The organism is Clostridium sp. AUH-JLR23 (assembly GCF_964238065.1).
Taxonomy (GTDB): Bacteria; Bacillota_I; Bacilli_A; order Erysipelotrichales; family Coprobacillaceae; genus Allocoprobacillus; species Allocoprobacillus merdigallinarum.
In genome coordinates this window covers 47,727-60,218 of the sequence record NZ_CAXSKY010000006.1, presented here as the reverse complement: position 1 = coordinate 60,218, position 12,492 = coordinate 47,727, and the positions used below count along the sequence as shown (strand labels likewise).

Annotated in this window: 9 protein-coding genes; 1 reads left to right on the top strand and 8 read right to left on the bottom strand. The window is 29.3% G+C overall.

Annotation, left to right across the window (positions count from 1 at the left end):
- Window positions 1–52: 52 nt before the first annotated feature.
- The 4 genes from ACESR5_RS04455 to ACESR5_RS04440 are packed head-to-tail and all read right to left on the bottom strand — an operon-like array spanning window position 53 to window position 6,397.
- On the bottom strand, window positions 53–1,231 hold the full coding sequence (locus ACESR5_RS04455; RefSeq protein WP_373154447.1) for a Wadjet anti-phage system protein JetD domain-containing protein: 1,179 nt from the start codon (window positions 1,229–1,231) through the stop codon (window positions 53–55).
- Window positions 1,224–4,436 (bottom strand): ATP-binding protein, encoded by a 3,213-nt coding sequence (locus tag ACESR5_RS04450; RefSeq protein ID WP_373154446.1) that lies wholly within the window; start codon window positions 4,434–4,436, stop codon window positions 1,224–1,226. The genes ACESR5_RS04455 and ACESR5_RS04450 overlap by 8 nt, the downstream gene beginning before the upstream one ends.
- A complete protein-coding gene (locus tag ACESR5_RS04445; RefSeq protein WP_373154445.1) occupies window positions 4,405–5,049 on the bottom strand; it encodes a DUF4194 domain-containing protein in 645 nt (214 codons plus the stop codon). Before ACESR5_RS04445 ends, ACESR5_RS04450 begins: the two co-directional genes overlap by 32 nt.
- Before the next feature lies 1 nt (window position 5,050).
- Window positions 5,051–6,397 (bottom strand): Wadjet anti-phage system protein JetA family protein, encoded by a 1,347-nt coding sequence (locus tag ACESR5_RS04440; RefSeq protein WP_373154443.1) that lies wholly within the window; start codon window positions 6,395–6,397, stop codon window positions 5,051–5,053.
- A 304-nt stretch (window positions 6,398–6,701) separates the two neighbouring features.
- On the opposite strand from ACESR5_RS04440, the gene ACESR5_RS04435 reads away from it, so the two are divergent.
- On the top strand, window positions 6,702–6,863 hold the full coding sequence (locus ACESR5_RS04435) for a hypothetical protein (protein ID WP_168081394.1): 162 nt from the start codon (window positions 6,702–6,704) through the stop codon (window positions 6,861–6,863).
- A 44-nt stretch (window positions 6,864–6,907) separates the two neighbouring features.
- Here ACESR5_RS04435 and ACESR5_RS04430 read toward each other — a convergent pair whose 3' ends face one another.
- From ACESR5_RS04430 to ACESR5_RS04415, 4 genes are all read right to left on the bottom strand, one after another.
- A complete protein-coding gene (locus ACESR5_RS04430; protein ID WP_373154441.1) occupies window positions 6,908–8,932 on the bottom strand; it encodes an SWIM zinc finger family protein in 2,025 nt (674 codons plus the stop codon).
- Window positions 8,933–9,067: 135 nt separating this feature from the next.
- The gene (dcm, locus tag ACESR5_RS04425) at window positions 9,068–10,324 is read right to left on the bottom strand and encodes a DNA (cytosine-5-)-methyltransferase (RefSeq protein ID WP_168081390.1); all 1,257 of its coding nucleotides are present in this window, start codon (window positions 10,322–10,324) and stop codon (window positions 9,068–9,070) included.
- A gap of 125 nt (window positions 10,325–10,449) precedes the next feature.
- On the bottom strand, window positions 10,450–10,866 hold the full coding sequence (locus ACESR5_RS04420) for a very short patch repair endonuclease (RefSeq protein ID WP_168081388.1): 417 nt from the start codon (window positions 10,864–10,866) through the stop codon (window positions 10,450–10,452).
- Window positions 10,867–10,905: 39 nt separating this feature from the next.
- Window positions 10,906–12,423 carry a Sau3AI family type II restriction endonuclease gene (locus ACESR5_RS04415; RefSeq protein ID WP_168081386.1) on the bottom strand — a complete coding sequence of 506 codons (1,518 nt, stop codon included), beginning with the start codon at window positions 12,421–12,423 and terminating at the stop codon, window positions 10,906–10,908.
- Between the last annotated feature and the right edge of the window lie 69 nt (window positions 12,424–12,492).

Genomic DNA, 12,492 nt, shown 5'->3' with positions numbered 1-12,492 from the left:
TATTTTGTCATAATAAAAAGAGCCATATCATGACTCTTTGAAAATGTCGTCATTACAGATTTACAATTTCTTGTTCTAACTTACAATTGTGCTTTAACATATAATTGATGACTTCTAAATGATATTTTTCCTGTAATTTTTCTAATCGACGTCTATCATTTTGCGTTAAGGATTTACAATAGGCCTGATATCGCTGTAATGTGGGAATATCCATACCAAGCATCTCAAAAGGAATCTGTGTTTTTTCTTTTAAATGATAATAGATATAAAATCCTCCTGCATCAATATCACCAAAATGATAAAACTTTAGATGGGGATAAAGCACATATATTTTTGTCAGCAACGAACGTCTTAAAGCATTATGATAACCACCTAAGTAAATCACAAGTGTATTATCTAAAACAGTATCATAAAATGAAGTCAGATTTTCAATGGTCAAAACATTCTGATTTTGAATATCCAAGATATGTAGCTGTTCTATATTTTCACTCATCAAAGAGAAAGGACTTTTTAAACGACCTAAATCAATAACTTGACCATTGAGTTCAATGACCATGCGTCCCCTTAAATAGAGAAAACCAGGATTTTTCATAATATTGAAATAAGCAAAAGCTTCATCTTCATCCGCAAAACTTTCCGGACAGTAATCAAATAAAATATGTAATAAACGTGTTTTGATAACTTCTAAACGTTTAGAATCTTTTAAAACTGCCAAAGAAAACTTTCTTAATGAGATTTCATGACTTTGTAAAGGCAAAGCTTTCAAAACTGTAAAAATATCCTTAATTTCCAAAATATCATCAAGATTCAAATAGCGATAAACTGACTGAAACAAAGAAAGCTTTTTTAACATATCGATACGAAAAGTCTCCAACCATTCATATGAAAATGTTGTCTGTTCCAATAGCTGAATAACAGTCTTTCTTGTTTCTAAAGAGAAAGTTCGATTCGCATATTGATAGGCTTTTTCAATATTCGTTAAAGAAAGTTCAATATCATCAATACCATCTAGATTAATTGAGAGAACTACAATATGTAATTCTCTTAAATCATGAAGTGCTTCATCAATCATTAAACGTTCATGATAATAATCACTGTTATCATACTTAGGAAACAGTTTACGCACTGGTATATGAATACGTAAATGTTTATTTGAGCCTTGTTTAGACAAAACACTGCGTTCATATTTATCCAACAAATGATTTAAAACCAATTTTCCATATTTATTCATGAATAATTTCCTCGACAAAAGAATGATCTCCAGATTTGATAATCGCGAGTGTCGTATCAACATAAGGCATAATTGTACTGGCTCTATCAGGTGGAACTGCAATAATAATCTGAACATTGAGTTCATTATAAAATTTCATCATAGACTGAATTCTTGTTTCATCCATATTATTAAATGCTTCATCAAATAAAACAACACATCCTGAATCTTCCTGATATCGTTGCTTAATAAGCTGTTCAAAGCTTGAAGCAATCACAACATAAAATGGTGTCTGTGTCTCTCCACCTGATTTTTCACGATTGACCTTAGAAAATTTGGTAAAATCACCATTTTCATGAGTTATCTTGATATCATAATCAAGATATTCACGATAGTCTGTATATTTTCTGAGTAACTTTTCTCCACTTTCATTATCATCTAATAAAGCAATTTGCTTAAACAATTCATCCATAACATGTCGATTTTCTTGTGATAACGTCGTAACAAATAAATTGTCGCTGTTATATTGCTGGTTTGTACTGATGATATCATAATATTGTCGATATTCTGGTCGACGACTTGGATTAACTTCAAATTCATAGTGATCTCCATTAAAGTTTTTATTTTTTAATCCTTTATTCAGTTCCTGAATGTCTTTTTTAGCCTGTTGAATCTTTTCGTAAAGTCTTGAAATAAATGATTCCTGAAAAGACATTTCACACTTCATGCGTGCTTGACGGACATCTTCCTGTCGCTTCACAATTTCGATATCTCTCAACTGATAATACATCGTTAAATAAGAATCAATGTTTTCAACACTTTCTTCATAACCCATTTTAGCTTCATGATTAAAGGAACGCATATGATATTCTACATCTTTTTCATCTTTGACAACTTGTGCATTATCCTCATTGATACGTGATTGCAGCTGATGATTAATTGCCTGATACTGATATCTGCCATAACGTTTTTGATAACGTTGTTTGATCTTTTCAACTTCCGGCTCAAGTGTTTCAGGAAGTGGTGGTAAAGATGACAAAGTCTGTTCTAAAGATTCTAAAGACTTCTGATTATTTTCTAAACTGACTGTTTCATAGCTATATTGATTTTGTTTGTCTGTCAGCTGATTTTGAACTGTTTTCAATTCTTTTTGAAGCTGTTCAAGTTGGAACATCAAAGTCATAATGGAATCATCTTCTTCAATCTCACTTAAGCGTGTTTTTAAATCCTGAATTTGTTTTTCAAGCAGACGATAATCATCAATAATATAGAAATTTCTAACAAGATCGCTGATATGTGACTGTTCAATCCAATGGACAATTCTTGATGCATCCTGTTTTTGTTTTTCTATCTGTGTCATCTCTTGCTTTAAATCAGTTAATTTTTGGTGAATGATCTGCTTTTGAATTTTCATAGCTTCTTGTCCAAGATATGGTTGTTGATAGATTTTTGGATTGATAGCTCTTACAGCATAATTTTGATAAACCATGCATGTCTTTGTGATAGCAATTGGATATTGTGTCAAATCTTCAACATGTTCAACACAATGAACCTTATTTAAAATCATATTAGCATAATTTTTGGCATAGCTATTATAACTTGTCACAAACTGTGCCAGGCTATTTTCTGCTGTTTGAGAATATTTCTGTAAAGGAATCACATTTACAATACCGACACCAAAAATATGATGTTCTGCTTTATATTGTTCATAAATCTGCATGGCTTTTTGAAAATAAGCAGGTTCAATAATCAAATCAAAGCGTTGCGTATTGAGATAACCTTCAATAGCCTGACGCCATGATTCATCTGTTACTTCCAGATATTCACACAAAGGTTTGACTTCAACTTTTTGTTGAAAATATTCTTCCAGATTCACCGATAGAATATGAATCAGTTCACTGACTTCTTTGCGATAATAAAAACGATTACGATTCAAAAGTTCCATCTGTTTATTGAACTGTTGACTGGTCTCTCTAAGCTGTTTGAATTCATGATCATATTGAACCATTTTTTGCATATTGACATTTCGTCTTTCATTTAAATCATTACGGATATCAAAAAGCTGTTCACTTAAATACTGACTATCATAATCCTGATCTTGAATACGTTCAACAAAAGTCTCTTTCATCCTCAAGCGTTTTAACATCGCTATATCTTCCTGTAATTGTGATACATAGAGCTGATAGTCTTGAGATACCTGTTCAAAACGTCTTTGTTGCTGATGAAGATTTTCTTCCAGTTCTTTTTTTAAACGATAGCTTTCATTAGATTCAAGAGTACTTTCCAATTGAAAGACATCTTTTTGTAAACCATGCAACTGATTTTGAATCAAAGATATCTGTTGTTCCATATCTTGAATCATTTTTTTGTTTTTCGCAATTCCCTGTACCAATTGTCCTTTTTGATAATTTAAGCTTTCTATATAAAACACATCTTTTACAAATTCATAATTTTTTAAATGTTTCAGTGTTTTTTGATATTGTTGGTATGTTCTTTCAATTTGCTCTAATAATTCCATACGTTTTTGTTGTTCTTTTAAGACATCACTTAAATGTCTATAAGCATGAATATTATTACGTAAATCATCAATTTTGACAGGATCTTCATTCAATAAAAAATCATAAATAAAATTATATACCTGATTAATAGGCTTAAATGCCAGGGCTCGAGGTATCAGTTCAAAATATTTTGAAGAGACACCTAAACTTTGTCTAAAAAGTGAAGGAACCTGACTCTTCTTATCTGCAAAATTGGCTTTAAGCTTGCGTTTTTGTAATTCTTTTCTAAATTCGTTACGATTATAAATATGTCGTTTATGAATAAACAAATCATCCTGTATATTTTGGTCTAAAACTTGAAAAAAGAGTTCCTTTTTTATATTGGCCTGACTTAATTCAAGGACGACACCTATTAGTTGTGAACGTTTGGATGTTTCATCAAAATATTCTAAGACAATGTAAGAAACTACATCCCCAGTACGTAAAAATGGCTTACCTTCTCGTCCTAGTTTTCCACGCATATACCCTTCTATATTACGTTTTCCAGAATCATTAGCTGCACTGTTAAATTTGGCTTTCCCTGCAGTTAAAACATATTGAAGGGCATCCAGCAATGTTGACTTTCCTGTTCCATTTTCTCCAGTAATCACGACATTATTTTTGATTTCAATTGTTTCATTACTAAAAAGATGCCAGTTAATAATCTTCATCTTCACGAGCTTCTTCACTTTTGTCACCACCTTGTCTGCTGTATTCTGCTAATCGATGATCAATATCTTCTATCTGTTGAACTCGCAAAACATAGAGTATTGTTGGATAAATGATAATGATTGATTGATCATCATCACTTTGTCCTGTTGTGTCAATAATATGATAACGTCTTAAAATACGCAATATGTCTCTCATTTCACCTTTATTGATGCGTTTTTCAAATAATCCTGTGACAATCATAGCATCATGAAGTTCTTCCATTGTCATTGTAATCTGATCTATTAATGAAACTTCCTGCATCTTCTGATAATAGAATCTTCTTAAAAGCAATAAAACAATGGATTCATTTTTCTTCAATGTATAACGATTATAATTTTGTAAATTATATAAATTAATGACTTTATCTACTTGATGATGTTCTACAACATAATCCATTAATGCAAAGTATTGAACATATAAATCTAATTCACTAACAATTTTATAATAGTCATCCTGATCTTTAGGACGACTGGCACAGATATAATTATAACTCAATAATTTATTACACAAACGTGAAAACTCTTCTTTCTTTGAATCACTTAAACGTACATAGTGATTATAAAATGTTGTGGCCTGCTGATATTTATTCATGTCATCTCTCCTTTACCAAAAAGTCCTGAAAACGATAATGATTGATTATCACTTCTTCATTTAAAGGTTCTACCTGATATTTGGTCTGATAGCTAAATCCATAAAGATAAATAAAGACAAAATAAATCAAATCGTTTTGTGTCTCTAATGGTAATTGTGAACCTTTAAATGGTCCATCCTTTAATAATAACATCACTTTTTCTTCAATTTTTTTATGAGAATAATTTTCTGATCTTTTGATTCTTTCTATAGATTCCATTTTTTCCTTTTCATCTAAAATGACAGTATCTTCGATTTGTGTTTTCATTGGTTTACTTATTTGACGAGGAATATATAAAGAATCACGATTAATCATCTGATTGATATAGATATTACCTAAATCATTAACATCATTTCCACTGGCAATGGATTTTATGATATTATTGATTTTTCCTTCAATATCATTTTGATTGTTTAATAAGAATGTGATACGATGAATCGCTGATTCAATAAATTTATTATTCTTACTATCAATTTCCTGCATGATATCCTCAATATGTTCAAAAGATTGCATGATATATTCTTTCTGATTCATCAATAAATCATAAGCCTGATCATGTTCGATACCTTTTCTTTCCATAATATTATGAATAATCAAACTGACATAATCCTGATTATCCATCACTTCCTGAATACGTGAAAGAATGCTCTGGCGATATTTAGAAGGATTATCATAGGTTGTCAGATTGTAATAGGCACGATCAATGATTTTTGTCTGATATTCCTGCAGTAAAGAATTTAATAAAGCCTGCAAGTCATCTTTTATACCATCATCTAATAGTTTTTGAATATATTTTTTGATATTGGAATTCAAATTTTTTAATTTATGAATTAAATCTTTGGTATTTTCATAAGCTGTTTCAAAAATCAAATCACCTCGATGAATATCAAAGTTTTGAAATGATGTATAAATATTATATATAAGTCCTGAATATTCTTCACTTTCTCTCACATCTTCTAAATGAAACAAACAATCCATAATCTGAATACTATAATCTTCAAAAGTAATAAACACTTCATAATTTTCCCCAACTTCTTCATGAATCCATCCACAATCCTTTAAACGCTTTAATATATACAAAGCCTTATCTCTAGAATTGTTCAAACTTTCTTCACTGTCAATCGTAGTAAGATGTGTTTCAAAGTAATCTTGAAATATCGTTAATAGCTGTTCCCTTGTACATGAAAAAGAAAGATCATTTTGAAATGACTGATAAGCTAAATAGACACAATCTGACAATATACGCTTATTATCACCTATAAAAATATAGAAAAATTGATTTGGTATCACATCAAATAAATTATGCATAAATCTTCCCTTTCTCTCAATTATTCATATTATAGCATATAATGACATATAAAACCGTTCTTTTCAAACGGTTTTATAAAACAAACGTAAATTTTGTGATAAAGAAAGCAAATTCTTAGATTTCATAATTTTGCAAATGTTTATTATGACTATAGTATTATGATAACAATAAAATATATTTATTTCATATTCACTGTCCTGATGAATACGGAGAACCTTTATCATGTGAATTTTTCAGTTCAATGAAAAATTGTAACGAAATGTTAAGTAAGCATATCAATTATTAAAAACCCAAGAATAAGTTATGTCTCGTGTGATTATGAATATTCTCATCAAAGATTCTATCATTATTGTATTCGGCAATCGTTATAATCAGTTTAACATAGAAGAATCTGTCCCCTATTTAAAAGAAAAATATCATTTATTAGAATTGTATAAAGATAAAATGGAACTATGTGTCCAATAAAAATAGGCAATTGAAAATAATATCAATTTACCTACTTTTACTGTTTATTCGTCAAATGGCACGTCATATTTGCGACACCATCTGATTGCAATATTTCTATATTCTTGATTTAAAAAGCGATACCAGTCATCTTGAATTTGATGTTGATGTATTAAATTTTTAAAACGTCGAAAAGCTCCTTTGCCACAAATAGCTTTACTTAAGATATTTTGCATATTTTGATCTGAAAGCTGGGCAATAAACATTTCCATAATATGATATTCATTAATCTCATAACGTGCTGGTAAAGAAATATAATCATCATCAGTAAAAACAATTTCTTTGACATCATAATCGATTTCATCATAGACAGGTAAAACTTTTCCATCAGATTGACGATAAACCCATATTGTCCAATCATCTGACATTTCAATGGCTTCAATGATTTGTGAAAGCTGAGCCTTTACTGGTTTTTTTATTTGTATTTCTTCAATCATCGCATGTCGCTGAGGATAAAGTTGTTCTAATTCTTCAACGATTTGATGAGAAAGTTGCTCATCATAATCATCAATTTTAAAAATATAAGTTGCTATATTTTGATAAAATTCCCTGGTTCCTCTTTGTTTTAAACTTTCCATAATAAACTCTTTATACAAGGATAACATTTTTGATGTCTGTTCTTTAAAAAGAATATCTTCATACTTTCTAATTTCAATCATATCATGACTTTTTATAAAATAATTCATTAAAGAATCATACATCTTCTCTTCAGCATAAATAGCACAAAGATTGACTTGTTGTTTTTCTAAAGAGTGAATCACTTCTTGTTTTATTTGTTCCCATTGCTGTGAAGGGCAGATTTCTTTTAACTGATGATAATATTGAATTTGACCAGAATATTTATGACAAAGTAATTGTATATAAACTTTCATAAGTTTATCGTTTTGTTGTGTTTGCTGATAGATTTCTATTAATAACTTATAGAACTCTATATGATCCATCTTCTTTATTTCTTGAAGACACATATTTTCTGCTTTTTCATATTGTTGAACTTGAATATAGAATTTTATCAGTTCAATAGCAAAATTTTGATCCTGTGAATATTTTTTAACCATATCTTGAAATGATGAAGATTGGTAATAATAAATAATATAGATATATTTTTGATAAAATGGTTTTAATGAAAAACGAGTAAATCTTAAATTGATTTTATTTTCAAGTTGTTTGATAATACTTTCAAATGAATAGTTTTGTTTATAGAGATGATTCATAAAACGATAAATGACAGGTTGATGATATTGAATGCAAAGATAATCATAAAATTCTCTTTTTTCAAATTGAGTAAGAGTATATTTTTCTATGAGTTCAATCATGTTAAAAAAGAAGTCTTCTTGAAAAGATTCTAAAGTCGGAAAAACATTAAGCATATGACAAAGTGCTTCATTTGCTAAAGTTGGAATAGATTGTTCCTGGTGAAAATCTTGAAGGTTTTGAATGGCGAAATATATTTTTTGATAATTCTCTTGTTGAATATGATGAGATAAAGATATGTGTGTACGAATCATATTTTGAATAGATTCTAATCTTTGATCATTATGTAAAAGGTTCAAAAAAATCTGATATGTTCTTGAATCTTGTATAGCCATAGAAATGATATCTAAAATATCAGATTTTGACTTTTTCTCTAAAGGCTCTAAAATTTCATGCCCTTTATAAACTCCTGGCTCGTAGAAATCATAACCCTCTTCCCAATCATCATCGTATTCTTCATCATCATATTCATCGTAATCATAATAATCATCATACTCATCTTCCATATCTCCCATTACAGCTTCTACACCAAAAATCTCCAATAATACAGCCGCTTCATGTTTACATCTCTTTCCATCTTGAGCATATGGACATGTACAATGCATTTGTGTAACTTTAAACTGATCAGAAATCTGTATCTCAACCTGATAATCAGTTGTTCCTTTTACAGTTCCTTTATAAACTTGTCCTTCTTTCACAACATTGTAAACAGAACCATCTAAATAATATCGATAACCTCGTTCCAATATTCGTTTTGCAAAAAGATTTCCATATAGCATATGCATTCCTCATTTCTTTGATATGTATTTTACTTCTATTTTCAACATTCACCTTAAAGATAATTTTAAAATAAAAGAGTAAAGAATTCAATTTAGGAAAAGTAATTCTTTACCCTTTTCAACACATTAATAATCTTATTCCCTCGTAACTATTTCTGAAAGTATCGATTCTAATCTTGAAATAATTCCAGTAACCAGTGCATTCCCCATCATAAAGTATCTTCTCTTCAAAGGCATTCCAGTATCTGTCCAATCATCTGGAAATCCTTGTAATCTTTCCGCTTCTATTGGTGTAATAAATCGTTTAGCATTTAACACCTCATCCATAATAATATGTGTACTTCTATTAACACTCGATTCACTCGTTAACATAGTTCTACCAGGTAAATCTAAGCTATCATATGGAGACATTGAACCTTCAGTATATAAATATTCACTTCCATCAGGAGCCTTTCTTTTTTTACTTTTTGCACCTCTTAATTCTTTAAATTTTTCTATTTGATTTTCATTTAAAACAAAATCTTCAAGCTTACTCTTTTCATCAAGAATATCTCTCAATGGTATAAAGCGTTCATATTGTGGCTCTATTCTTTTAGTAAAAACATTTCCATTCATCATAACACCTGCATTTTCAAATGTTTGATGAAATTTTTCAGTCATAACAACAGTATCTTGATAATCATTTTTTGTTATACTAAATTGATGTTCTTTGTTATCCAAAGTTTTTTCAATATTTATAGGAAAACTTCTAGCAAAAACACCATTTTCATAAATTATATCACTTAAATTCATATTAAGAAAATTTTGATTATAAACCGTATTTCTTTTCCATGCAAATATATATACTCTACGTCTTCTTTGTGCAAAACCATAATCAGCTGCATTAATAACACGCCATTCCACATTGTAGTTTAAATCATGAAGAGTTCTTAACATAATACCAAAATCTCGTCCTCTTTGTTTGGAAGGAGATTTTAATAATCTATCTACATTTTCCAATAAGACAAATGGAGTTTGTTTTGCTTTTAAGGTTTCCGCAATATCCCAAAACAAAACACCTTTTTTACCTTCTATTCCTTTTTCTCCTGACAAAGATCTAGCAACTGAATAATCTTGACATGGAAAACCACCAACTAAAAGCGCATGATTAGGTATTGTTTTTTTATCCACATCAGAAATATTAACATTAGAATGATTTTCACTTCCAAAACGAGTGCAATAGCAATCAAAAGCATGTTGAGCTTTTGTAGAAGGTTCCCATTGATTAGCCCATACAAAATCCCAATCACCATTTTCAATAGCTCTTCCATTAGCATCAAATTCTTGAATATGATTCAATCCAACACGGAATCCACCAACACCTGCAAATAATTCTACAACTTTCTTTTCCATGATATTCTCCTTCTCTTAATAGTTTTGCAGTAGCCCATTAAAATGTATATTCACTCACAAACATACGATAATTATTTTAACATTTTTTCAATCAAAGATCAAGCGTTAATTCATTGTTTTGGCAATTAATGATAGCATGGATTTTTTATTTCTTCAACCAGTTGTTCCATCCTATATTCAAAAACATCTCTTATTTCACACTCCCATACAACAATAACTCTATAATCCATATCTTCTAATTGTTTATAGTGTTTAATATCATTATCAATATTTCTTTGAATTTTAGGAATCCAATAATCTTGTCTAGATTTTGGTATAGTCGCATATTTACAATTATAGTGATGATGCCAAAAACATCCATTTACGAATATAGCAACCCTATATTTTAAAATGACAATATCAGGCGTTCCAGGCAATCTTCTATCGTTCTTCCTATATCTAAATCCATGGTGGTACAAATATTTTCTTACTTTTATTTCTGGCTTTGTATCCTTGCCTCTAATATGTGACATAATCTTAGAACGCATTTCTTTATTTTCCATAATTCAATCTCCAAATTGAAAACTTTTATCAGTATATCATTATAAATTCTTCAAAACATCTAATTGCGTGTACAGATAAGTATTATTAATCCAAAAACTTTGCGTTGTCATCCATTGTCCATCAGGCAATTCATTTGCATTTGACAAATCACCAATTTGAGTACCATCTTTAAATAGGAAAGCAGATTTTTTAGCATGTGGTCGTATATGTAAAATTGGGTTATCTTTTTTCTTAGGTAATGAATTTAAATAAATAATGCCTTTTTTTGTTTCTTTGGGCGTAAGAACTACTCCTTTAAGTATTGATTCTTGTATATTTTCCCAACCAGCTCTTACTATGTTATTCAAATCATTATATGGCATATTCCATAACTGAGATCCTGTTAATCTATAACAATCACCTTCAGCTTTATAAATTACAAATAAAAATTTGGTTGTATCAAAGTATTTGAATAAAGTTGAAGTTTCCCATGTTTCTTTCACTAATTCTTTAAATTTAAATGGTGGAAAGGACATATTCTCTTTTATTGTATTATTTTTTTCTATTCTAATCGCCTTAACGACAATACCAGCTTTTTCAAACTCCTCAGCGTGATTACCCTTTATCCCTAACATTAAATATGCTAGATGAATCCATTGGGCTTCATTGTTATTATATTCTCTTTGAAATAAATCACATAATTCTTTATCACTTTTTCCAACATATTTGGCAATCTTATTAGTAATATATTCTTCAAAAGTAACATCTTTTAAAATATTTTCATCTTTAACTATCGCTTCACAAGGCACTTTATTTTTTAAAATATAGTTCTGTAAGACATAATTCATGTAGCTTTGCTTAAAACAATAATTTCGTTTCTTAGCTGGTATATGTTCGCCATAATACTGTGGTTGCAAACTCTTTATCGCTGTACTCCCTTTTGTACAAGCTCCCAAATATAAAGTATCACTTTCACTTAACTCATGAGCTTTTCCTTGTTTAATTTTATCATTTATTTTCTTATAATCTTGAATAATAATATTTAAATCCTCTTGGGGAGGTGTAAAAAGATTAACAAATTTTATTTCATAATCTAACCTATCTTTTGATTTATCTCTTAAATACTGTACAAGTAAAATTAATTTCATTTTTTCCCATACATGACTGGCATAGAAATCATCAACAACAGGTTCTTTATAAGAAATATTTGTTATTGATAATCTTTCTCCTGCTCTATAACCACCTTTTTTATTTTGATCAATGCATGTTTGTTTTAATTCAATACCTACTTTTTCAAAATCTGCTCCTTGATGGCTATTTGGTTGATATCCAAAATAATATCTCTCTAAAAATCCTCCTAATTGCCCCTTCGCCTTAATATTAGTAATATACCCTGTTTCATTCTCCTTAACAGAGAAAACATTAGAATGTTTTTTAGTTTTTTCTTTTGGATTCACATAGAAACTCAAATCAGAATTATCAAATTCGTTTTTTATTTCTCTAAAAGTATGTGATTCTAATTTTTTTGCATAATTGTAAATACTATGAATATCATTATCATCATAATCGAAAAGCATTGTATTCCCACTCCTTATCCAATTTCTGTGAGTAAAATACCTTTATATCATTTTGGTAAGTTAATTCCA